The following is a 21,787-nucleotide window of genomic DNA, read 5'->3' on the forward strand; positions in this document are numbered from 1 at the left end:
GGAGTCATGACCAGCACCGCCACCGAGCCCGGCACGCGCACGGGCAGCACCGTCCCGGAGCCCGCGGCAGCCGCCGCCCGGCGCAGCGCGCCCGACGGCGTGCGGCTGGACGGCGTGGCCCGCTCCTTCGACACCCCGCAGGGCCGCCATGACGTGCTGCGCGGCCTCGACCTCGAGCTCCGCTCCGGCGAGATCCTCGCCGTCGTCGGCCCCTCCGGCTGCGGGAAGTCGACCCTGCTGCGGCTCATCGCGGGCCTGGACCGACCGAGCGCCGGTGCGCTGAGCCTCGGCGGCACGGCCCTCGTCGGCACCGACGAGCGCACCGCGGTCGCCTTCCAGGAGCCGCGCCTGCTGCCCTGGCGCACGCTCGAGAAGAACGTCGCCCTGGGCCTGCCCCGCACCACCCCCGCGAAGGCGGGCCGCGAGCGGGTGCGCCACCTGCTGCAGCTGGTCGGCCTCGAGCACGCCGCGGACCTGCGACCCCGCGAGGTCTCAGGCGGCATGGCCCAGCGCGCCTCCCTCGCCCGCGCTCTCGCCCGCAGCCCCCAGGTGCTGCTGCTCGACGAGCCCTTCGGGGCGCTCGACGCCCTGACCCGCCTGCGCATGCAGGACCTGCTGCTGGAGATCCACGCCGCCGAGCCCACCACCGTCCTCGTCGTCACCCATGACGTCGAGGAGGCGCTGTACCTCTCCGACCGGGTGCTGCTGCTGCGCTCCCTGCGCACCGCCGACCAGGTCGAGCCGGGCCTGCCCTCCCTCGCCCGCACCGTCGAGGTGCCCGGCGCCCGCCCCCGCGACCGCGCCGACGCCGCCCTCGCCGGGCTCCGCATGGAGCTCCTCGAGGGACTCGGCGTCCACGCGCACACCACCCCGTCCACCACGACTTCCTCCGAGGACCGCTGATGAGCCACCGCACCGCCCGCACCCTGACCCGCCGCTCCGTCGCCGCCCTCGGCCTGACCGCGGCCGCCGCTCTCGGCGCCGCCGGCTGCGTCGCCGGCGAGGGCTCGAACGACACCGCCGCCGGCGGCTCCGGCGGGGCAGGGGAGTGGAGCACCGACTCGCTCACCATCGACTTCGCGACCTACAACCCGCTCAGCCTCGTCGTCCGCGACCAGCAGCTGATCGAGAAGGCCCTCGGCGAGTCCGTCACCGTCGAGTGGGTGCAGTCGGCCGGCTCCAACAAGGCCAACGAGCTGCTGCGCTCGGGCTCGGCGGACGTCGCCTCGACCGCCGGCTCCGCCGCACTGCTCGCCCGCGCCAACGGCTCCCCGATCAAAGTCATCGACATCTACTCCCAGCCCGAGTGGTCCGCGCTCGTCGTGCCGGAGGGCAGCGACGTGACCGGTCCCGCCGACCTCGCCGGCCGCCCCGTCGCCGCGACCCCCGGCACCGACCCGTACTTCTTCCTGGTCCAGGCGCTCGCCGAGGCGGGGCTGTCCATCGGGGACGTCGACCTGCAGCCCCTGCAGCACGCCGACGGCCGCTCCGCCCTCGAGGGCGGCAGCGTCGACGCCTGGTCGGGGCTCGACCCGATCATGGCCGCGGCCGAGGTCGAGTCCGGGGCGCAGCTCGTCTTCCGCAACGTCGACTTCAACACCTACGGCTTCCTCAACGCCACCGAGGAGTTCATCGACCAGCACGCCGACGTCGCCCAGGTGGTCGTCGACGCCTACGAGGAGGCGCGCACCTGGGCGCTCGAGCACCTCGAGGAGACCGCGGCGCTGCTCGCCGAGGTCGCCGGCATCGGCTCCGAGGTCGCGAGCACCGTGATCACCGAGCGCTCCAACCTCGACGTCTCCGGCGTGCCGGGCGAGGACCAGCTCGCGGTGCTCGAGGCGATCTCGCCGGTCCTGGCCGACTCGGGCGACGTTGCCGGCGGCGCCGACGCGGTGAAGGACGCGCTCGAATCGATCGTGCACGCGGACTTCGCGACCGCCGCGGTGGAGGCGAAGTGAGCATCCCGACCGAGATCCCGCTGCCCTCCTCGACCGGACCCGCGACGGCGGAGCCCGCCCCGTCGGCCCCCTCCTCCGAGGCGCGCTCCCTCTGGGACCGTCCCGGGGTGCGCCTCACCGCCGGTGCGGCGCTGCCGCTGATCGTCCTCACGGCCTGGCAGCTCGTCACCGCGACCGGGATCGTGCCCGTCTACCGCCTGCCCGCGCCGCTGACGGTGCTGCAGGCCGGCACCGACCTCGTCTCCCGCGGCGAGCTCGGCCTGCACATCGCGATCTCCGTGCAGCGCGTGCTGCTCGGCTTCGCGATCGGGTCCGTGATCGGCCTCGCCGTCGCCGCGGTCGTCGGCCTCTCCCGCGCCGGCGACGCGCTGCTGAGCCCCACCCTCGCCGCGCTGCGGGCCGTGCCCTCGCTGGCCTGGGTGCCGCTGCTGATCCTGTGGCTGCAGATCGGCGAGGAGTCCAAGGTGACCCTGATCGCGATCGGCGCCTTCTTCCCCGTCTTCACCACCGTCGCCGCCGCGCTGCGGCACATCGACCCGCACCTCGTCGAGGCGGGGCGCTGCTTCGGCCTGCGCGGCTGGTCCCTGTTCCGCACCGTGCAGCTGCCTGCCGTGGTGCCCTCGGTCGTCTCCGGCCTGCGCCTCGCGCTCGCCCAGGCGTGGCTGTTCCTCGTCGCCGCGGAGCTGATCGCCTCCTCGATGGGCCTCGGCTTCCTGCTCAACGACTCCCAGCAGAACGGCCGCGTGGACCGGATCCTGCTGACCATCGTGCTGCTCGCCCTGCTGGGCAGCCTCACCAACGCCCTGCTGGGCCTCGTCGAGAAGAAGCTCCTGAGGAAGTGGGCATGACCGCCACCGACACGAACACCACCGACACGAACACCGCCGCCCCGACCGCCGCCGAGTCCCGCCTGGTCGAGAAGCGCACCTTCGCGCCCGACCCGGCGCTCGCGGGCACCTGGAACGTCGGCCCCGGGATCCACGCGCAGGCCGAGGCGGATCCGATCGCCTTCTGGGAGGACGCCGCCCGGCGCGTGGACTGGGCCGAGCCCTGGCACACGGCGCTCGAGTGGGAGCCGCCGACGACCGACCCCGCGACCGCGGAGCTCTCCGTCCCCGCCGCGCGCTGGTTCGTCGGCGGGCGGCTGAACGTCGCCGAGAACTGCGTGGACCGCCATGTCGCCGCCGGCCGCGGCGAGAAGGTCGCGCTGTTCTTCGAGGGCGAGCCGGGGGATCGCGAGGCGGTCACCTACGCGGACCTCCAGGTCCGCGTCTCCCGCGCCGCGAACGCCCTGACGGACCTCGGCATCGGCCCCGGCGACCGCGTCGTCGTCTACCTGCCGGTGCTCGTCGAGACCGTCGTCATCGCGCTCGCCTGCGCCCGGATCGGCGCGGTGCACTCCCTCGTCTTCGGCGGCTTCAGCGCCGAGGCGGTCCGCTTCCGCCTCCAGGACACCCGCGCGAAGCTGCTGGTCACCTCCGACGGCCAGTTCCGCCGCGGGAAGGCCGTCGAGGTGAAGTCCGCCGCCGACGAGGCCGCCCGCGACCTGCCCGACCTCGAGCACGTCCTCGTCGTGCGCCGCACCGGCCAGGACGTGGCCTGGACCGAGGGCCGCGACGTGTGGTGGCACGAGAGCGTGGACCGCGCGAGCGAGGAGCACACGCCCGAGCCCTTCGATGCCGAGCACCCGCTGTTCATCATCTACACCTCCGGCACCACCGGGAAGCCGAAGGGCCTGGTCCACACCTCGGGCGGCTATCTCACGCACGCCTCCTGGTCGCACTGGGCGCACTTCGACGCGAAGGAGAGCGACGTCCACTGGTGCACCGCGGACCTCGCCTGGGTCACCGCGCACACCTACGAGATCTACGGCCCGCTCAGCAACGGTCTCACCCAGGTCATCTACGAGGGCACCCCCGGGGAGCCGCACCGCGAGCGGCACCTCGAGATCATCGAGCGCTACGGCGTGACCGTCTACTACACGGCGCCCACCTTGATCCGCACCCTCATGTCCTGGTTCGGCGAGGAGCTCCCGTCCGGCCACGACCTGTCCACGCTGCGCCTGCTCGGCACCGTCGGCGAGGCGATCAACCCCGAGGCCTGGATCTGGTTCCACCGCACCTTCGGCCGCGGCGAGCTGCCGATCATCGACACCTGGTGGCAGTCCGAGACGGGCGCGTCGATGCTCGTGCCCCTGCCGGGGGTGACCACGCTGAAGCCCGGCTCCGCGACCGGCCCGCTGCCCGGCATCGACATGGCCGTGGTCGACGAGGCCGGCCGGGAGGTCCCCGCCGGGGTCGCCGGCACGCTGGTGGCCCGTCGGCCCTGGCCCGGGATGGCCCGCACCGTGTGGGGCGATCCGGAGCGCTACCGTGACTCCTACTGGCGGGACTACGCCGGATGCGGCGAGCACGGCGGCTACTACGTCGCCGGGGACTCCGCCACGGTCGACGCCGACGGATGCTTCTGGATCCTCGGCCGCCTCGATGACGTCGTGAACGTCTCCGGGCACCGCCTGTCCACGATCGAGATCGAGTCGGCGCTGGTCGCCGAGGGCAGCGTGCAGGAGGCGGGCGCCGCCGGCATCGACGACGCGCTGACCGGCCAGGCCGTCGCCGTGTTCGTCATCCCTCGCGGGGACCGCAGCCCCGACGCCGCGGCCCTGCGCGACCGGGTGGCCCGCGAGATCGGCCCGATCGCGAAGCCCCGCCACGTGATCGAGGTGCCGGACCTGCCCCGCACCCGCTCGGGGAAGATCATGCGCCGCCTGCTCGCCCAGCTCGTCCACACCGAGCGGGCACGCCGCGCCGGCCGCACCCCGGGCCCGCTCGGGGACGTCACCTCCCTGCAGAACCCGGAGGCCGTCGCCTCGGTCGCGGACGTGCTCGCGGCCCTCCCCGCGGACGACCCGACCGTCTCACCGCAGGACTGACACACTTCCCACCGCCCGCACCGACCGTCGGCCCCGCCGACCAAGGAGGACCCATGACCACCACCGTCCCCGCCTCGAGCTTCGAGACGCCGCTGAAGTTCGCGTACTGGGTGCCGAACGTGTCCGGCGGCCTCGTCGTCTCCACGATCGAGCAGCGCACCGACTGGCAGCTGCCCTACAACTCACGCCTGGCGAAGATCGCCGAGGACTCCGGCTTCGAGTACGCGCTGACCCAGACCCGCTACGCCGCCAGCTACGGCGCGGACAAGCAGCACGAGGCCTCCGCCTTCTCCCTCGCCCTGCTGGGCGCGACCGAGCGACTGCGCGTCATCGCCGCCTTCCACCCCGGCATGTGGCACCCGGGCGTGCTCGCCAAGTGGCTGATCACCGCCGACCACCTCTCCGGCGGCCGCGCCGCGGTCAACATCGTCTCCGGCTGGCTGAAGGACGAGTTCGTGAACTTCGGCCTCGAGTGGCTCGAGCACGACGAGCGCTACGTGCGCACCGAGGAGTTCATCCGCGCGCTGCGCGGCCTGCTCACCGAGGACGGGTACACCCAGGACGGGAAGTACTACTCGATCGACGGCTTCACCCTGAACCCGAAGCCCGTCGACGTCCCCGGCCGCCCCCACCCCGAGATCTTCTTCGGCGGCAACTCCACCGCCGCGCAGGCCACCGCCGGCCGCGTCGCCGACTGGTACTTCTCCAACGGCCGCACCCTCGAGGGCTACGAGGAGAACGTCGCCGGCGTCCTCGCCTCCGCCGCCGAGGCCGGCCGCTCCCCGAGATTCGGGCTGAACGGCTTCGTCATCGCCCGCGAGTCCCGCCAGGAGGCCGAGGACACGCTGCGCGAGATCGTCTCCAAGGCGCACCGCCCCGCCGTCGAGGGCTTCAGGCAGTCCGTGCAGGAGGCCGGCGCCTCCACCAAGGACGGCAAGGGCATGTGGGCGGACTCCTCCTTCGAGGACCTCGTCCAGTACAACGACGGTTTCAAGACCCGTCTCATCGGCACGCCCGAGGAGATCGCCGACCGCATCATCGAGTACAAGAAGATCGGCGTGAACCTCCTGCTGACCTGCTACCTCCACTTCCAGGAGGAGGTCGCCGCCTTCGGCCGGGACGTGATGCCGATCGTGCGCGAGAAGGAGAAGGACCTCGCCCGCGCCCACGGCACCGAGCTGAACACCGACCTGCTGCCGGTCGCCCCCGGCGTCTCCGCCGAGGAGGCCGCCGCCGCGACCGCCGAGACCCTCCCCGCCGACCACCCGGCGAAGGCTGGGGCCGCCGCGTGAGCCAGGAGACCCTCGAGAACCAGGTCCCGTCGGCCCCGGAGTCCCCGTCGGCCCCGGAGGGCGGCTTCGGGTTCCGCACCCGTGCGCTGCACGCCGGCGGCACCCCCGACGCCCAGCACGGCGCGCGCGCCGTCCCGATCTACCAGACGACCTCGTTCGTCTTCGACGACGCGGACGACGCCGGGACCCTGTTCGCGCTGCAGAAGTACGGCAACATCTACTCCCGCATCGGCAACCCCACCGTCGCCGCCTTCGAGGAGCGCATCGCCTCGCTCGAGGGCGGGATCGGGGCGGTCGCGACCGCCTCGGGGATGAGCGCCGAGTTCATCACCTTCGCGGCGCTCGTCGGCGCCGGGGACCACGTGGTCTCCTCCGCGCAGCTCTACGGCGGCACCGTCACCCAGCTCGACGTCACCCTCCGCCGCTTCGGCGTGGAGACCACCTTCGTCGCCTCCTCCGACCCGGAGGACTACCGCGCCGCGTTCCGGCCGGAGACGAAGGTGCTGTACGTCGAGATGATCGGCAACCCCTCCGGCGAGATCGCCGATCTCGAGGGCCTGGCCGAGCTCGCCCACGAGCACGGCGTCCCGCTGGTGGTCGACGCGACCCTCGCCACCCCGTACCTGGTGCGGCCGCTCGAGCACGGCGCGGACATCGTCATCCACTCGGCCACGAAGTTCCTCGGCGGGCACGGCACCACCCTCGGCGGCGTCGTCGTCGAGTCGGGCCGCTTCGACTGGGGCAACGGGAAGTTCCCCTCGATGACCGAGCCGGTCGAGTCCTACGGCGGGCTGCGCTGGTGGGACAACTTCGGCGAGTACGGCTTCCTCACCAAGCTGCGCTCCGAGCAGCTGCGCGACATCGGCCCCTCCCTCTCCGCGCAGGCGGCGTTCCAGCTGCTGCAGGGCGTGGAGACGCTCCCGCAGCGGATCGATGCGCACCTGGCCGGAGCGCGCGCGGTCGCCGAGTGGCTCGACGCGGATCCGCGGGTCTCGTTCGTGACCTGGGCGGGGCTCGAGTCCCATCCGCACCACGAGCGCGCTTCGAAGTACCTGCCGCTCGGCCCCGGCTCCGTCTTCGCCTTCGGCGTCCGGCCGACGGGGGAGCACGCGAGCGCCGAGGACGAGGCGGCCGCGGCCCGCGCCGCGGGCGAGCGGGTGATCGAGAACCTGCAGCTCGCCTCGCACCTGGCGAACATCGGGGACGCGCGCACCCTCGTCCTGCACCCGGCCTCGACCACGCACCGCCAGCTCACCGCGGAGCAGCTCGTCGCCGGCGGCGTCCGGCCCGACCTCATCCGCATCTCGGTGGGCCTCGAGGACGTGGAGGACATCCTCTGGGACCTCGACCAGGCGATCACCGCGGCGACCGGCCGCAGCAGGGAGGAGCAGGCATGAGCGAGCAGACGCTCACCGCACGGACGTGGCAGGGGCCGTCGGCCCCCGAGCGGCTCGCGATCCTGCGCCAGGCGCGCGCGATCGCGATCGTCGGCGCCTCGACGAACCCCGCCCGGGCCAGCTACTTCGTGAGCACCTACCTGCTCTCGAGCGCGCCCTACGAGGTCTATTTCGTCAACCCCCGCGCGACGACGATCCTCGGGCAGCCGGCCTACGCCTCGCTCGCGGACCTGCCCGTCGTGCCCGACATCGTCGACGTCTTCCGCCGGGACGCCGACCTGCCGGGCGTCGCCCGCGAAGCCGTCGAGGTCGGCGCGAAGGCGCTGTGGCTGCAGCTCGGCTCCTGGAACGAGGAGGCCGCCGCGATCGCCGAGGCCGGCGGCCTTGACGTGGTGATGGACCGCTGCGTGAAGATCGAGCACGCCCGCTTCCACGGCGGGCTGCACCTGGCCGGGTTCAACACCGGCGAGATCACCTCCCGCAAGCAGAGGGTCAGCGCGCGGCGCTGAGCGTACGCTCGGAGATCAGGCGCGGGCCGGGGAGCACCTCGGCCCGCGTTCTGCTGTCCGGGGGTATGAGCACTGGGGCCCGGCGCCGCTCGGGCCGGTCCTGCGGGTCCGGTGATCCGGGGCGCACCGGCACCGCTCACCCCTCGATGCGGAGTCCCAGATGCGCGGCGAGGAGGGGCGCGAGCGCGGTGACCTGCGCGGCGTCGAGCGTCGCGCCCGACAGGCCCTCGAGGTTCGCGATCGACCCCATCTCCAGCCCGCGCAGGTCCACGTCCTCGAGCCGGGCGTGGGGCAGGGCGACGGAGCCGGCGCGGCAGTTCACGAAGGCGACGCGGGCGGCGGTGACGGCGCCGAGGTCGAGCTCGTCGATCGTGCAGTCCTCGAAGAGCACGTCCTCCAGCGTCGAGGAGCGCAGGTTGATCCAGTCGAACTTCGTGCCGGTGATGCGGGTGGAGCGGATCTCGGCGTCGTAGACGTCCAGCGCCCCGATCCGCGAGCCGGCCAGCTCGACGTCGCGCCAGATGGAGCGGGTCGCATCCAGCACCGGGGCGTTCAGGCGCTCGATCCGGGTCTCGAGCAGCCGGGCGTGCTGGAGCACGGTGGTGTGCGCGGTGACGTCGACCAGCTCGCACTCGGTGAAGGTCGCGCCGGTGAGGTCCGCCCCGGTGAGATCGGCGCCGACGAGGCGCAGGCCGTCGTGCCGGTCCTGGGCGTTCAGCTGTGCGGCGTCCGCCTCCTCGAGGTCGGGAAGGACCAGGCGCTCGAGGACGGACGGGCGGGTGGTGGTGCGACGGCGCATGGGGTCCTCGGGTCGGCGGCGTGAGGTCGTCCTCGAGGGTACGGGGAGGGGGAGACGCTCCGGCAGGATTCGAACCTGCGACCCACTCCTCATGAGGGAGCTGCTCTTCCGGGCTGAGCTACGAAGCGGTGGTGTCGAACGGGTGCTGTGGGCCCAGCCTGCGGGACCGGTCCGGCGGTGTCGAGCGCGCTGTCATCTGCCGTCGCATTCGAGGTGCGGCACCCGCGACCTTTCCTCCACAGAGGGTGGTTATCCACATTTTCGTGTCGAATTCGGTGGAGTGTCCGAGTGGTGTGTGGATGCATTTCAGGACGTGACGCTCGGGTCCGAGTGGAATGTCTTTGGCCTGCACATATGTTCGGATCGGCGGGCAGGTGTGTGTGTGACGGCTTCTCCCTGCTCGGCGTTATCCACATTCTTCTGCGGGCCTTTCCTTTGTCGGTGGCGGCCGGAAGAATAGGGCCATGACTCTCGCAGTGCAGGACCTCGGCGCGGCTGCTGGTGATCCCCACCAGCAGCTGATCGAGGCCGTGCGTGCGGGAGGTCCCGGAGCGCTCGCCGAGGAGCTCGGCGACCGCGCTCATGTGCTGAGCGCCCTCACCGGGTTCCCGCAGGAGCTGTTCGCCCCCGCGGATCCGTCGGCCGAGGCGTTCCGCGACGTGATCGGCAGCCTGCATTCCCTGCGCAGCGCGATCGACGCGCTCGAGACCCGCGCCGTCGTCGCGCTCGCCGACTCCCTCACCCTGCGCAGGCAGGCCGAGGCGCGGGCGCACGCCGCGCAGGAGGCGGGGGAGGAGACCCCGCCCGCACAGCTGCTGCGCGCGGCGTCCCGTGAGGCGGCCCGTGAGGTCTCGATGCTCACCCGCCGCTCCCCGGCGTCCGCCTCCCACTCGCTCGCCGCCCGGCGACGGCTCGTCGCGGACATGCCGGTGATGCTCTCCGCCCTTGCGGACTCCCGGGTCACGACGGAGGATGCCTATCGCACCGCCCGCTCCTTCGCCCCGCTCACCCCCGCCCAGCGGCGCGAGGCGGACCGGCTGCTCGGGGAGCGCCTGCCCTATCTCGACGGCGCCGGCTCCGAGGAATGGTCTGACGCCCGCGCCGCCGCGATCTCCCTCGCAGACCCGGACGGCGAGGCCCGCCGCCACCAGCACGCGAAGCACGACCGGCACGTGACGGTGCGCCGCGGCGAGCACGGCATGGCCACGGTGACGGCGCACGTCACCGCGCTGGACGCGGCTCTGATCCGCAAGCGTCTCTCCCTCGAGGCCGAGCGCCTGCGCGCCTCCGGTGATCGCCGCAGGCACCAGGCCATCCAGGCCGACACCTTCGTGGACACCCTGATCGGCCGCAGCGGGAGCATGGAGCCGGTGACGCTGGACATCGGCGTGATCATCACCGACCACGTGCTGCTCGATCCCGGCACGGGCGACCTCGCCCAGATCGAGGGCTACGGCACGGTTCCCGCCGAGGCGGTGCGGGAGAGCCTGCGGGACCCGCTCGACGCGATCGCGGGCACGGACGAGGACCCGCTCGGCCCCGACGGTCCGGCGCTGCGCGCCGTGCTGCGACGCCTGTACGAGCATCCGAGGGCCGAGGAGCTGGTCGCCGTCGAATCCCGGGCGCGGGCCTTCCCGCCTGCGCTCGCCCGCTTCATCCGCCTGCGCGACCGGACCTGCCGCGGCCCGCACTGCGATGCCCCGATCCGCCACATCGACCACATCCGGCCCCACGCTGCCGGGGGATGCACCTGCCTGGAGAACGGGCAGGGGGTCTGCGCCTACTGCAACGACAAGGAGCAGCAGCTGGCGAGCGTGGAGCGGGTCGGGGTCCCGGCGGTCGACGGGCACGTGGTGGAGTGGACGACGCGGCTCGGCACCACCCGACGGACCCGCTCGGCGGCGCTGACTCATCGTGTGGAGCCCCCAGATCCAGGGCCGAGGGAACAGGCTGCGCAGCTGCCGACGGACGGGACAGCACCGCAGGAGCCGGCCGATGCCCCGGGACGGGCGTGCGCTCGAGAACCTGACGGACCGACAGGAGCGGCATGCCCTGGGGGACCGGCCGGGCCGACGGGACCGATCGACTCCCCGGAATCGGCCGACCCGACGTGGCCGATGTCGCCGCGGAAGCCGACGGGGAGCTAGCTCGTCACCGCAGTGACACCACCGCAGCATGTCACGGCGGATGTGCTCACGGCAGCTCGAACTGCCGCCACTCCGTCCCGTCCCAGGCAGAGATCCCTTCCGACTCGCTCAGCGTGTAGAGCGTCGCCTCGTCCGGGGACCAGCAGATCCTCTCCAGGAGCGACATCTCGAGCGTCTCCTGCTCGTCGCTGTCCCGATCCCACAGCTGGAGGGTGCCCGACGCACTGAGCACCGCGACCCGGGATCCCGCACCGACGGCCAGGTCCCTGAACCGTGCCGCGTCCACCGGCGGGCCCGTGCTCGTCGCGCCGTCGGGCGCTTGCACGGTGAGCGAGGACGGATCGTCGAGCACCTGTATCAGGGCGCCGTCCCCGCTGTACCCGAGCCCGAGCACCACCCCGTCGACCCTGTCGAGGACCTCCTCCCGCCGGCCGCTGTGCGGAACCCACAGGCAGGTCGGCTCCCCGCCCTCGTCGGCGTCCGTCAGCTCGACGCCGCCCGTGGCAAGGCGGCTGCCGTCGGGCGAGAACTCCACGGTCCTCTGTCGACGAGTTCCCGGGGTGAGGACCCGGGTGCCGGTGCAGCTGTCCGCGGAGGTCGAGTACAGCCGGACGGCGCCGTCGCTCGCCGAGGCCGCCAGCAGCGATCCGTCCGGGCTGTAGGCGACGTCGAGGATCCGCGCGGCAGTCCCACGAGGCTCCGCACTGCCCACGAGGTTCCGCAGCAGCGAGCCTTCGACATCCACCTCCGCGACGTGGAGGGCGTCGCCGACCGCGAGGCGCGATCCGTTCGGGTGCCAGGCCAGCGGCCCGATGGCGCGGGGCTTCAGCCGGCGCACGATCTCCCCGGTGCGCGTGTCCCACAGCAGCACGCCGTGGGTGTCGGCGAGGTCGAGCTGGTAGCGGTCCGGGGCCTCGCAGGCGGCGATCAGCGTGCCGTCGGGGGAGACGGCGGGACTCTGGTCCTCGAAATAGCGCCCCTCCCGCGGCATCTTGGGCCGGACGCGGGCACCTCGTGGCAGGCGGGGCGGCTCCGGCTCCGGCACCTCCTCGTCCGGTCCGAGGCAGCTGCCCACCTCGGGGCTGCTCCCGCAGCCGGGCAGCAGCAGCGCCGCCGGCAGGGCCGCAGCCCCGAGCAGCCAGCGGCGTCGCGGCAGCGCGAGCCTGCGACGGGAGAGGATCATGGCATCACCGCCTCGAAGGGGAACCGGGGAGCGGTCTCAGCGCAGGGACGCTCACGAGATGACCGGGACGCCGGCATCGAGCTGGTACTGCCGGAGCTCCTCGAGAGTGATGTCCTCGGCGAACTCATCCCCCTCGTCGAAGGCATCCTCCTCGAGCGGCTGCTCCCGGTACGCCTCGTACTCCTCGTTCCAGGCGTCCTTCTCCGACTGCGGGGCGTCCTCGCCCGGCTGGTCCTCCGGGAATTCCGTGTAGTCCTTGTCGTTCTCGCGCCAGGCCTCGATCTCCTCCTTGGTGACCCCGTACTCCTCCTCGATCCGCTCATACTCCGCGGCGCTGTGGTCCTTCCGCCAGAACTGCCATGCGGGAGGTCCGTCGGTCTCCTCGACCCAGTTGTCCTGTGCGGCATGGCGGGCCTCGTGGACGGCGGTGTTGAGGGAGTCCGGGTCCTCGAGGGACGTGCTGTCGATCTGGATGTGCTCCCCGCGCAGGGGATGCCAGACGTCGAACTCGTACCAGATGCCGAGCGATCCGTCTTGCGACAGATCGTCGAAGTAGACGGGCACGTCGTCGACACCCTGACGCTCGAGCTCCTGGGCGACGATCTCCTGGAGGACCCGCTTCTGCTCGGGCGGGTCCATCGCGGTCCAGGCGTCGGCGACCTCCTGGCTCACCGCCCCGTCCCCGCCGCCGCCGGCGCGGCGGCCACGTCCCGATGCGCTGCCGGACGAGCTGGCCCCGCTCCCGCCCCTCTCACCCCCGCCGCGCTCGCTCTGCGAGGCGGTCTCCTGTTGCTCCGCCTCCTCCTCGAGCTCTCTTCCGGCGGCCTCGAGCGCGATGCACTGCTCGCGCAGCATCCGAGACACGCCGGTGCTCCAGTCCGCGCGGAATCGGTCCGCATCCGGTCCCCGCCAGATCGTCTCGCTCGCTCCCACGAGCGCATCGAGCACGCCGTGCCGCTCCTCGAGACGTTCGCCGGCAGCCTGCAGACGCTCAGCATGGGCCTCGCCCTGCGCGGTGTCCATGCCGATGAGCTCCACGGCCTCCCCCTTCATCCCGTTCCGGGATCGACCCTAGAGGAGAACGGGAATAGAGGACATGGGGAGTCCTCCCCTGTGGACGGACCTCAGCTCCGCGGATCGTCCTGGGTCTCGGCCTGCTGTGCGGCGGCGGGCGGGGCGAGCCAGAGCAGCCGGAACCACACCTCGCCGCCGTCCTCGAGAGTGTGGACGTCGAACTGTCCGCGCTCGTCGGAGACCTGCCGCTGGGCGGTCGGGCGCTGCGAGGAGGCGCGCAGGATGTCGTACTCGTCCTCGATGCGGAGCACGGAGCACGGCTCATCCTCGGAGCCGTCGCCCGAGGCAGCGATGCTGTCGAGCGCGAGCCGGGAGAACTTCGCCTCGACCCGGCCGGCCTCGGCGTCGCCCAGCTCGGTGAGCGCCTTTGCGAGGTATCCGTGCGCCGACGGGCTCAGGAGCGCGCCGGGCATCCACGAGCGGATCAGGTCGACGATCTCCCGGTGCTTCCCGGCGCGCAGCAGCGGGACGACCGCCCGGGAGACGGAGAGCAGAGGGTCGTAGCGGGGAGCCGCCATGATCCCGGCCTGCAGGTCGTGAAGACCCTCGGGCGTCGGGTCCAGGGCGTAGGCCTCGACGAGGTTGTTCAGGGACATCGTGTGTTCTTTCGCGGGTCAGGTGGGAAAGCCGTGGAGGCGGAGGAGGTCCATGTCGGTCGGCGCGTCAGGAGCATCAGGGCGTCTCGAAGCTGTTCCAGGACTCGCCTCCGGACCAGGCGACGACGCCCTGGGACGGGGAGGCGCTGTACAGAGTCCTGCCGTCGGAGGAGAACACGAGCCGGCCTGCGGATCCGCGCACGACGGGGAGCTCGACGGTCCCGTCGGTCTCGCGCTCCCAGAGCAGGACCCGGTTGTCGCCCCGGCCGACGGCGGCGACACGTCCCCCCGGCCCCGCGGCCACCCAGTACGGGCCCGACGCGGAGAGAGCCGGTCCGGTGGTCACCTCTCCGGAAGGGGCCAGGGCGTGGAGGGCGCGCTCCCCGTCGGCGGCGAGGATCAGCGTGCCGTCCCCGGCGTGCGCCAGCCCGGCGACCGTCCCGGGGAGGTCCGGGCCGGTGCCCGTGCGCGTCCCGGCATGCGGGTCCCAGAGCTCGACCGTCCCGTCCTCGGCGCAGAGGGCGAGCGTGTCGTCGGCGGGGGAGAGGCTGAGCGCGATCACCGTCCCGAGCTCCGCAGCGATCTCGTGCTCGACCTCGCAGGTCTCGTCCTCGAGATTCCAGATCGTGACGCGCCCGTCGGCGCCGAGCACCACCAGGCGGGTGCCGTCGGCGGTGAGGGCGAGATCGCCGACCCGATTCCCGATCCGGGGGCCGAAGGGCTCCTCGCCGCCGGTCAGCACCTTCAGCACCTCGCCGTCCGCCTCGCGGAGCTCGACGGTCGTGACACCGCCGATCGCGAGCCGTCCGCGGGCGTCCGCGGCGATCGCACCGACCAGGCCGTTGTCGAGCCGTTCGAGGATCGTGCCGTCGGCGGTGCTCCACACGACGGTCCCGAAGGTGTCCGACTCTCCGAGCATCAGCGCGTCCGAGGTCTGCTGGGCGGCGATCCGTTCCCCGCCCGCGAACAGGGCCAGGCCGTACTCCGACAGAGGCCGGTCCGGGATCGCCTCGTTCTCCGGGCCGGCGTCCGCGCGCGCGGGCGGCTCGGGGCGCTCTCCGCGTGACGCCTCCTCGTCCGACAGGCAACGATCCGGCGACGCGGCCGCCTTCGTCTCCCCCGGTCCGTCGGCGGTGACCGGGTCCTGCGAGGGCTCGTCGCCGCCGCCGAAGGATCCGCAGCCGACGAGGGAGAGCGCCGCGGGCAGCAGGCTCGCGCCGAGCAGTCTCCGGCGGCTCGGAGAGGGGGTCATCGTCGCTCCTCGTGGTGGTCGGTGTCAGGACGCTCGGCACTGCTCATCAGAGTGTTCCTCATCGGACCCCTGCCCGCTCCTCGTATCGGTCGAGGTCCTCCATCGTCAGCTCCTCGGAGAACTCTGCCCCGGCGTTACGGGCATCGACCTCGACGGACCTGTCGTAATACGGATCCTTCTCCTCCTCGGAGGCCTCCCAGTGCTCACGCCAGGAGTCGATCTCCTCCCTGGTGAAGCCGTGCTCCTCCTCGAGGCGCTCGTAGTCGTCCGCGGTGGAATCCACGCCGGGCAGCCAGTCCCAGAACCCGGGCTCCGTATCCTGTACGGCCTCCCACTGTGCGGCGTGACGGGCCTCGTGAGCGAGGGTGTGCAGCAGGCGCGGGGTGTCCAGGACGCTGCCGTTGATCGAGATCGAGTGTCCGTCCTCGCCGAACGACCACAGGCCGTTCCCGTCGGTCAGGGCGAAATCGATGGGCACGTCCTCGATCCCGTACTGCTCCAGCTCCTCCTCGATGATCGCTCGGGCGACCGCTTCGCGGTCCTCCTTGCTCATCGACTCCCAGCGCTCGGCGACCTCCGGATCGACCTTGCCGTAGTACGGCTCCTCGCCAGGTGCATTGGGGCCGTCCTGTGCCGAGGGGCCCGTCGCCGACCCGGCCTCGTCGCCCGCGCCGGAGGAGGCAGCAGCCCCGTCGCTCTCGGAGGCGCTCTCCTGCTCGTCGCGGTGCTGGCACAGCTCGCCGCTGCGAGCGATCAGATCTCCTGCGGCGGTGCGGAGCGCCTGCGCCGTCGAGCTCCACGAGGCGCGGAATGCCTCTGCATCGGCACCGATCCAGAACTCCGAACTGCGCACGACGGCCGAGCCCAGCTCCTCGGCCAGCTGCTCCAGCTGCTGAGCACCGGTGTCGGTGCGCTCTGCCTGCGCCGATGCCTGGTCGGTGCTCATGCCGATGAAGGCCATGGGATCCCCCGTCTCGTCCCGTGCGCGGTTCCGTGCCCCTTCGGCACCGTGCGATCTGTCGCATCACGCGTCGTCGGTCCGATGGTAGAGCGAGCCCTGCACGAGAGCGATGGGGAGAACTCCCCGGGCACGGCACCGCGTGACGTCTCGCGCTCTCAGCCCCGTGCGGCCGCCTTCGCCGCCGCCGGCAGCACCGCCGCGATCCGGTCGAGGACCTCGTCGGTGTGGGCGGTGGAGACGAACCAGGCCTCGAAGGCCGAGGGAGGGAGGTACACCCCGCCCTCGAGCATCGCGTGGAAGAAGCGGGTGAACGCCTCGGTGTCCTGCGCCTTCGCGTCGTCGTAGGTCCTGACCGGCTCACCGCGGAAGAACACCGAGAACAGGGTGCCGGCGGTCTGGACGACGTGGGGGACGCCCTCGGCGGTCAGCGCGTCGGCGACCAGCTGCTGCAGCGCGTTCGAGGCGCGGCCGAGCGTCTCGTAGGCCGCGTCGTCGAGCCCGGCGAAGGTCGCCAGCCCGGCCGCGGTCGCGAGCGGGTTCCCCGACAGGGTGCCGGCCTGGTAGACGGGTCCGGCCGGGGCGAGCAGGCCCATCAGGTCCTCGCGTCCGCCGAAGGCGCCGACGGGCAGGCCGCCGCCGATCACCTTGCCGAAGGTCATCAGGTCCGGCGCCCAGTCCTCGCCGGTGCCGCGCGGGCCGTCGACCCCGTAATGCCCCTCACGGCTCGCGCGGAAGCCGGTGAGCACCTCGTCGCTGATCAGCAGCGCGCCGGCGGCGTGGGCGGTGTCGGCGAGGAAGCGGTTGAAGCCGACGCCGTCCTCGGCGAGCGGCGGGACGACGCCCATGTTCGCGGGCGCGGCCTCGGTGATGATCGCGGCGATCTCGCCGCCGCGCTCGGCGAACAAGGACGTGACGGCCTCGCGGTCGCCGTAGGGCAGCACGACCGTGTCCTTCGCGGTCGCGGCGGTGACGCCGGCCGAGCCCGGCATGGCGAAGGTCGCGACCCCGCTGCCCGCCTCGGCCAGCAGCGCGTCCACGTGCCCGTGATAGCAGCCGGCGAACTTCACGACCACGTCGCGGCCGGTCGCGGCGCGGGCCACGCGCAGCGCGCTCATCGTCGCCTCGGTGCCGGAGTTGACCAGGCGCAGCTGCTCGACGGGGCCGATCCTGCGCACGACCTCCTCGGCCAGGGTGACCTCCCCGGCCTGCGGAGCGCCGAAGGAGAGGCCGCGACCGGCCGCCTCCCGCACCGCCTCGACCACACCGTCATGGGCGTGGCCGAGGATCATCGGACCCCAGGAGCCGACCAGGTCCACGTACTCGTTGCCGTCCGCGTCGGTGAGCAGGGCGCCCTTCGCGCTGGTGAGGAACGGGGGCGTGCCGCCGACGGAGCCGAAGGCGCGCACGGGCGAGTTCACGCCGGAGGGGATGACGCGGCGGGCGCGGTCGAAGAGATCGGCGGAGAGGGTGGTCGAGGGGGTCATGCGGAGCTCCTTCGCGGGAGGGGCGGGGGACGACGGGTGATGGTGCGGTGCCGGGCCGCGGCACAGCGGGCGCGCCGACGGGCGCGGGCCGGGCCGCGGCTCAGGCGAACTCGCGCAGGTGCGGGGGCAGGCCCTGCTGGAACCAGCCCGCGACCTCGCTCGCGTAGTACGTCAGGACGGTCGAGGCACCGGCGCGGCGGAAGGCCAGCAGCGACTCGAGGATCGTGCGGTCGCGGTCGATCCAGTCGTTCGCCGCGGCCGCCTCGATCATCGCGTACTCGCCGGAGACCTGGTAGGCGCCGACGGGGACGGGGGAGGCGGCGGCGACGTCCTTCAGCACGTCGAGATAGGGCAAGCCGGGCTTGACCATGACGAGGTCCGCGCCCTCGGCGACGTCGAGCTCCAGCTCGCGCAGAGCCTCGCGGCCGTTGGCGGGATCCTGCTGGTAGGTGCGGCGATCGCCCTGCAGGGACGAGTCCACGGCCTCGCGGAACGGGCCGTAGAAGGCGGAGGCGTACTTCGCGGTGTAGGCGAAGAGCGCGGTCTCGAGATGCCCTTCGGCATCGAGCGCATCGCGGATCGCGGCGATCTGGCCGTCCATCATCCCCGACGGCCCCAGCAGGTGCGCGCCGGCCTCGGCCTGCGCGAGAGCCATCTCGCGGTAGCGCACGAGCGTCGCGTCGTTGTCGACCCGGCCGTCGGCGTCGAGCACGCCGCAGTGGCCGTGGTCGGTGAACTCGTCCAGGCACAGGTCGGCCATGATCACGGTCTGATCGCCGAGTTCGGCGCGCAGGCGGGCCAGCGCCCGGTTGAGGATCCCGTCCGGGTCGGTGGCGCCGGAGCCGACGGCGTCCTTGTGCTCGGGCACGCCGAAGAGCATCACGCCGCCGACGCCGCGCTCGGCCGCCTCGGTCGCGGCGCGGACCAGGGAGTCCATCGTGTGCTGCTCGACGCCGGGCATCGAGGTCACGGGCTTGCTCTCGCTCGCGCCCTCGCGCACGAACATCGGCAGCACGAGGTCGGCGGGGCGGAGGGCGTGCTCCCGCACCAGGGAGCGCATCGCGGCGCTGCTGCGCAGGCGGCGGGGGCGGTCGATCGGTCCGGGGAGGGTCGGCTGGGTCATCGGGTCTCCTTCGATCGGGGGTGCGTGGGGTGGGCGGCTGACGGGGCGGGGCCCGACGGGGGCGTCTCGTGCGGCGCCGCGTCGAGCGCCTCGAGGACGGCCGCGACGAGCGCCTCGTCGGTCGGGGCGGCGGCCTGGTGGAGGGGACCGAGGCCGGCGGCGCGGACGGCCTCGGCGGTCGGGTCGCCGATGGCGATCACCGCGGTGGCGGGGTGCACGCCGAGCTCGGCGGCGCGTCGGGCGATCATCGGGCTGGTCAGCACGATCGCCGCGTAGCGCCCTGCGGCCAGGCCCTCGGCGACCGTCGGGGACGGGTCCGCGGGTTCGGGACGGTAGGCCTCGACCTCCACCACCTCGTAGCCGGCCGCGCGCAGCCCCTCGGGGACGGTGCGGGAGGCGGCGGACGAGGCCGGGAACAGCACCCGATCGCCCGGGGCGGCGGGCGGCATCGCCGCGACGAGCGCCGCACCGGAGCCGTCGGCCACGGCGGTGGGCGAGAGGCCTGCCGCCCGCAGGGTCTGGGCGGTGCCCCCACCGACGGCGATGACCGCCGTCTCGAAGGGGGCCTCCGCGCCGGCGAGGACCTCGGCGGCGGTGCGGGAGGTGACCACGAGATGCGTGAACGCGCCCGCGGCGAGCTGTGCGAGGGCGGCCTCGAGCTCCTCTCCGCTGCTCGGGACGAGGCGGGTCAGCGGGGCGTGCTCGGCCGTGAGCCCCTCCGCCTCGAGCAGGCTCGCGAGACGCTCCCCCCGCCCCGCCGGGCGCGTGACCAGCACGGGCCCGGCGGCGCGGGGCGGGGCGGAGGGCATCTCGGCGGAGGACATCAGGCGCGGGCCTCCGCGAGGATCTCGCCGGCGCCGCGGGAGAGCAGGTCCGCGGCGAGCTCCTGGCCGAGCTCGACCGGGACCGAGCCCGGCCCCGAGAGCGCATCGGCGGCGAGGTCCAGGTCCACCCGGGCCTCGCCCTCGACGACGTGCGTCCCGTCGGGACGGATCGCGAGGGCGCGCAGGCGCAGAACCTGCGCGGCGGCGGGATCCGTGCCCGGCTCCAGCTCCGCGTACGCGGCGACCGGGGCGGAGCAGCCCGCCTCGAGCGCCCGCAGCAGGGACCGCTCCGCGGTGACCGCGGCGCGGGTGGCCGCGTCGTCGACCGCCGCGAGACGCTCGGCGAACCAGGGCGCCTGCGCGAGCGCGGCGGTGGTCGCCTCGACCGCGAGCGCGCCCTGGGCGGGGGCCGGAAGCATGACCTCGACGGGCAGGAGCTCGCTGATCACGGCCTCCCTGCCCACGCGGCGCAGCCCCGAGGCGGCGAGCACCACGGCATGGAGGTCCGCGTCCGGCCCGAGCGCCCGGTTCAGGCGGGTCTCGACGTTGCCGCGGATCCCCACGACCTCGAGATCGGGCCGTGCCCGCAGCAGCTGCGCGCCGCGTCGCGGGGAGCCGGTGCCCACCCGCGCCCCGGCCGGGAGCTGCGCGAGGGTCATCCCGTCACGGGCGCACAGCGCATCGCGCGGGTCCTCCCGCTCGGGCGAGCAGGCGAGCGTGATCTCGTCCAGCGGCGCGGTGGGCAGGTCCTTCCAGGAATGGACCACCACGTCGACCTCGCCGTCCAGCAGAGCCTGTCGCACGGCGGTGACGAACACGCCGGTGCCGCCGATCTGGGCGAGGGGGCTGATGCGGTCGCGGTCGCCATGGGTGCTCACGTGCACCAGCTCGACCTCGTGACCCGTGCCCTCCACGACCGCGGCGCCGACGTGCCCGGACTGCGTGAGCGCGAGCTCGGAGGCGCGGGTGCCGAGCCGGAGCGGGGACGCGGTCACGAGAGGGATCCTGTGCCCGCCTGGCCGTCGCCGGCCGTGGCGCGGCGCTCGGCCCGGGCCCGCTCGACGTCCGACGCGGAGTCCACCGCGCTGGTGGTGGGACGGCAGATGCGTCCTGCGCAGCAGTTCACCCCGCACACGTCCGGGGTGCCCCCGAAATCCGTGACCACCCGTCGCGGGAAGGACTCGTCCAGCCGCTCCTGGACGAGATCCGCGAGGGCGGCGATGAAGCGGGGATCCTCGCCGGAGGTGGCGACGCGGCGGAAGGCGAGGCCCTTCTCCTCGGCGGTCTCCTTCGCCTCGGTGTCCAGGTCCCACACGACCTCCACATGATCGGTGACGAAGCCGATGGGGACGACGACGACCGCGTCGGCGGAGTCCTCCTCGGCGAGCTGGGCGATGACGTCGTTCACGTCCGGCTCGAGCCACGGGATGTGCGGGGCCCCGGAGCGGGACTGGTAGACGAGCTGCCAGTCGGGAAGCTCGGGGGCGTCGTCGTGCAGCTGGTCCATCACCCATCGGCAGGCGGCGAGATGCTGCTCGACGTACCAGCCGCCGGACCCCTCGACCCGCGTCTCCTCCGGCCCGGAGGCCTCGGCCATCGCCGTGGGCACCGAGTGGGTGGAGAAGAGCACCGCGATGCGCTCGCTGTCGTGGCCCTCGGAGGCGAGGCTCGCCAGTGCGGCCTCGACGCCGTCGACCACCGGCGCGAGGAACCCGGGGTGGTTGAAGTAGACGCGGACCTTGTCGATGGTGACCTCGCCGGCCAGACCGGTCTCCTCGAGCACCATGCCGAAGTCCTCCCGGTACTGCCGGCAGGAGGAGTACGAGGAGTACGCGCTGGTGACGAGACCGAGTGCGTGGCGGTGGCCGTCGGCGTGCAGAGCGCGCACCGCCTCGGCGTTGTAGGGCGCCCAGTTGCGGTTGCCGAAGTAGATCGGCAGATCCACGTCGCGGCGTGCGAGCTCCTCCTCGAGCGCGGCGATCATCGCCTCGTTCTGCTCGGTGATCGGGCTGCGTCCGCCGAGAGCGCGGTAGTGGCCCGCGACCTCCTCCAGCCGCTCGTCGGGGATCCCGCGACCGCGGGTGACGTTGCGCAGGAAGGGGATGACGTCGTCCTGTCCGTCGGGGCCGCCGAAGGAGGAGAACAGGATCGCGTCGAAGGGACGGGCCTCGCCGCGTCGCGCATGGGTGGGGGAGTCGGGGGCCGCGGTGCGCGGCGCGGGCATGTGGGTGGTGGTGTCGGTCATGGTGTGGTCCT

General features: G+C 73.2%; 19 protein-coding genes and 1 tRNA gene. 8 read left to right on the forward strand and 12 right to left on the reverse strand.

The window, feature by feature from the left end; translation table 11 throughout:
• The first annotated feature begins 6 nt into the window (after positions 1-6).
• The 7 genes from DS079_RS10090 to DS079_RS10120 are packed head-to-tail and all read left to right on the forward strand — an operon-like array spanning position 7 to position 8,088.
• On the forward strand, positions 7-903 hold the full coding sequence (locus DS079_RS10090) for an ABC transporter ATP-binding protein (protein WP_206516158.1): 897 nt from the start codon (positions 7-9) through the stop codon (positions 901-903).
• On the forward strand, positions 903-1,958 hold the full coding sequence (locus DS079_RS10095) for an aliphatic sulfonate ABC transporter substrate-binding protein (protein WP_126987118.1): 1,056 nt from the start codon (positions 903-905) through the stop codon (positions 1,956-1,958). Before DS079_RS10090 ends, DS079_RS10095 begins: the two co-directional genes overlap by 1 nt.
• Complete coding sequence (locus DS079_RS10100; RefSeq protein ID WP_126987121.1) at positions 1,955-2,806, forward strand: ABC transporter permease; 852 nt, start codon at positions 1,955-1,957, stop codon at positions 2,804-2,806. Before DS079_RS10095 ends, DS079_RS10100 begins: the two co-directional genes overlap by 4 nt.
• Positions 2,803-4,890, forward strand: a complete 2,088-nt coding sequence (acs, locus tag DS079_RS10105; RefSeq protein WP_126987124.1) for an acetate--CoA ligase — start codon at positions 2,803-2,805, stop codon at positions 4,888-4,890. The genes DS079_RS10100 and acs overlap by 4 nt, the downstream gene beginning before the upstream one ends.
• 53 nt (positions 4,891-4,943) lie before the next feature.
• The gene (sfnG, locus tag DS079_RS10110; protein WP_126987127.1) at positions 4,944-6,182 is read left to right on the forward strand and encodes a dimethylsulfone monooxygenase SfnG; all 1,239 of its coding nucleotides are present in this window, start codon (positions 4,944-4,946) and stop codon (positions 6,180-6,182) included.
• A complete protein-coding gene (locus tag DS079_RS10115) occupies positions 6,179-7,579 on the forward strand; it encodes an O-acetylhomoserine aminocarboxypropyltransferase/cysteine synthase family protein (RefSeq protein ID WP_259813470.1) in 1,401 nt (466 codons plus the stop codon). The genes sfnG and DS079_RS10115 overlap by 4 nt, the downstream gene beginning before the upstream one ends.
• A complete protein-coding gene (locus tag DS079_RS10120) occupies positions 7,576-8,088 on the forward strand; it encodes a CoA-binding protein (RefSeq protein ID WP_126987130.1) in 513 nt (170 codons plus the stop codon). Before DS079_RS10115 ends, DS079_RS10120 begins: the two co-directional genes overlap by 4 nt.
• 136 nt (positions 8,089-8,224) lie before the next feature.
• On the opposite strand, the gene DS079_RS10125 is transcribed toward DS079_RS10120, so the two are convergent.
• Positions 8,225-8,887, reverse strand: coding sequence for a pentapeptide repeat-containing protein (locus tag DS079_RS10125; RefSeq protein ID WP_126987133.1), 663 nt, complete (start codon positions 8,885-8,887; stop codon positions 8,225-8,227).
• 54 nt (positions 8,888-8,941) lie between these two features.
• Positions 8,942-9,015 (reverse strand) — tRNA-Met (locus DS079_RS10130).
• Between the two features lie 336 nt (positions 9,016-9,351).
• Between DS079_RS10130 and DS079_RS10135 the strand changes: the two genes are divergently transcribed.
• A complete protein-coding gene (locus DS079_RS10135) occupies positions 9,352-11,034 on the forward strand; it encodes an HNH endonuclease (protein ID WP_241237623.1) in 1,683 nt (560 codons plus the stop codon).
• Between the two features lie 46 nt (positions 11,035-11,080).
• Here DS079_RS10135 and DS079_RS10140 read toward each other — a convergent pair whose 3' ends face one another.
• The 10 genes from DS079_RS10140 to DS079_RS10185 all read right to left on the reverse strand — a co-directional run bounded on the left by DS079_RS10140 (position 11,081) and on the right by DS079_RS10185 (position 21,776).
• Entirely contained in the window at positions 11,081-12,217 is a 1,137-nt protein-coding gene (locus tag DS079_RS10140; RefSeq protein ID WP_126987135.1) for a WD40 repeat domain-containing protein, read from the reverse strand.
• A 51-nt stretch (positions 12,218-12,268) separates the two neighbouring features.
• Positions 12,269-13,255, reverse strand: a complete 987-nt coding sequence (locus DS079_RS10145; protein ID WP_126987138.1) for a hypothetical protein — start codon at positions 13,253-13,255, stop codon at positions 12,269-12,271.
• Positions 13,256-13,341: 86 nt separating this feature from the next.
• Entirely contained in the window at positions 13,342-13,887 is a 546-nt protein-coding gene (locus DS079_RS10150) for a DUF4919 domain-containing protein (RefSeq protein ID WP_126987141.1), read from the reverse strand.
• Positions 13,888-13,963: 76 nt separating this feature from the next.
• Positions 13,964-15,139: a WD40 repeat domain-containing protein gene (locus DS079_RS10155; protein WP_126987144.1), complete on the reverse strand. Its 1,176-nt coding sequence runs from the start codon at positions 15,137-15,139 to the stop codon at positions 13,964-13,966.
• 58 nt (positions 15,140-15,197) lie between these two features.
• Positions 15,198-16,100 carry a WXG100 family type VII secretion target gene (locus tag DS079_RS10160; protein ID WP_126987147.1) on the reverse strand — a complete coding sequence of 301 codons (903 nt, stop codon included), beginning with the start codon at positions 16,098-16,100 and terminating at the stop codon, positions 15,198-15,200.
• A gap of 155 nt (positions 16,101-16,255) precedes the next feature.
• Positions 16,256-17,584: a glutamate-1-semialdehyde 2,1-aminomutase gene (hemL, locus tag DS079_RS10165; RefSeq protein WP_126987150.1), complete on the reverse strand. Its 1,329-nt coding sequence runs from the start codon at positions 17,582-17,584 to the stop codon at positions 16,256-16,258.
• 100 nt (positions 17,585-17,684) lie between these two features.
• Positions 17,685-18,707, reverse strand: a complete 1,023-nt coding sequence (gene hemB / locus DS079_RS10170) for a porphobilinogen synthase (protein WP_126987153.1) — start codon at positions 18,705-18,707, stop codon at positions 17,685-17,687.
• Positions 18,704-19,531 (reverse strand): uroporphyrinogen-III synthase, encoded by an 828-nt coding sequence (locus DS079_RS10175; RefSeq protein WP_126987156.1) that lies wholly within the window; start codon positions 19,529-19,531, stop codon positions 18,704-18,706. The genes hemB and DS079_RS10175 overlap by 4 nt, the downstream gene beginning before the upstream one ends.
• A complete protein-coding gene (gene hemC, locus DS079_RS10180; protein ID WP_126987158.1) occupies positions 19,531-20,526 on the reverse strand; it encodes a hydroxymethylbilane synthase in 996 nt (331 codons plus the stop codon). The genes DS079_RS10175 and hemC overlap by 1 nt, the downstream gene beginning before the upstream one ends.
• Positions 20,523-21,776, reverse strand: coding sequence for a ferrochelatase (locus tag DS079_RS10185; RefSeq protein WP_126987161.1), 1,254 nt, complete (start codon positions 21,774-21,776; stop codon positions 20,523-20,525). The genes hemC and DS079_RS10185 overlap by 4 nt, the downstream gene beginning before the upstream one ends.
• Positions 21,777-21,787 lie beyond the last annotated feature (11 nt).

This window comes from Brachybacterium paraconglomeratum, from assembly GCF_003994255.1.
Lineage (GTDB): Bacteria > Actinomycetota > Actinomycetes > Actinomycetales > Dermabacteraceae > Brachybacterium > Brachybacterium conglomeratum.

Bases quoted from the DNA above. Each gene is read 5' to 3' on its own strand.
- DS079_RS10155 (WP_126987144.1), bottom strand. From the start codon at position 15,139: ATGACCCCCTCTCCGAGCCGCCGGAGACTGCTCGGCGCGAGCCTGCTG.
- DS079_RS10140 (WP_126987135.1), bottom strand. From the start codon at position 12,217: ATGATCCTCTCCCGTCGCAGGCTCGCGCTGCCGCGACGCCGCTGGCTG.
- DS079_RS10135 (WP_241237623.1), top strand. From the start codon at position 9,352: ATGACTCTCGCAGTGCAGGACCTCGGCGCGGCTGCTGGTGATCCCCAC.
- hemB (WP_126987153.1), bottom strand. From the start codon at position 18,707: ATGACCCAGCCGACCCTCCCCGGACCGATCGACCGCCCCCGCCGCCTG.
- DS079_RS10185 (WP_126987161.1), bottom strand. From the start codon at position 21,776: ATGACCGACACCACCACCCACATGCCCGCGCCGCGCACCGCGGCCCCC.
- DS079_RS10150 (WP_126987141.1), bottom strand. From the start codon at position 13,887: ATGTCCCTGAACAACCTCGTCGAGGCCTACGCCCTGGACCCGACGCCC.
- DS079_RS10125 (WP_126987133.1), bottom strand. From the start codon at position 8,887: ATGCGCCGTCGCACCACCACCCGCCCGTCCGTCCTCGAGCGCCTGGTC.
- DS079_RS10090 (WP_206516158.1), top strand. From the start codon at position 7: ATGACCAGCACCGCCACCGAGCCCGGCACGCGCACGGGCAGCACCGTC.
- DS079_RS10120 (WP_126987130.1), top strand. From the start codon at position 7,576: ATGAGCGAGCAGACGCTCACCGCACGGACGTGGCAGGGGCCGTCGGCC.
- acs (WP_126987124.1), top strand. From the start codon at position 2,803: ATGACCGCCACCGACACGAACACCACCGACACGAACACCGCCGCCCCG.
- sfnG (WP_126987127.1), top strand. From the start codon at position 4,944: ATGACCACCACCGTCCCCGCCTCGAGCTTCGAGACGCCGCTGAAGTTC.
- DS079_RS10095 (WP_126987118.1), top strand. From the start codon at position 903: ATGAGCCACCGCACCGCCCGCACCCTGACCCGCCGCTCCGTCGCCGCC.
- DS079_RS10160 (WP_126987147.1), bottom strand. From the start codon at position 16,100: ATGGCCTTCATCGGCATGAGCACCGACCAGGCATCGGCGCAGGCAGAG.
- hemL (WP_126987150.1), bottom strand. From the start codon at position 17,584: ATGACCCCCTCGACCACCCTCTCCGCCGATCTCTTCGACCGCGCCCGC.
- DS079_RS10175 (WP_126987156.1), bottom strand. From the start codon at position 19,531: ATGTCCTCCGCCGAGATGCCCTCCGCCCCGCCCCGCGCCGCCGGGCCC.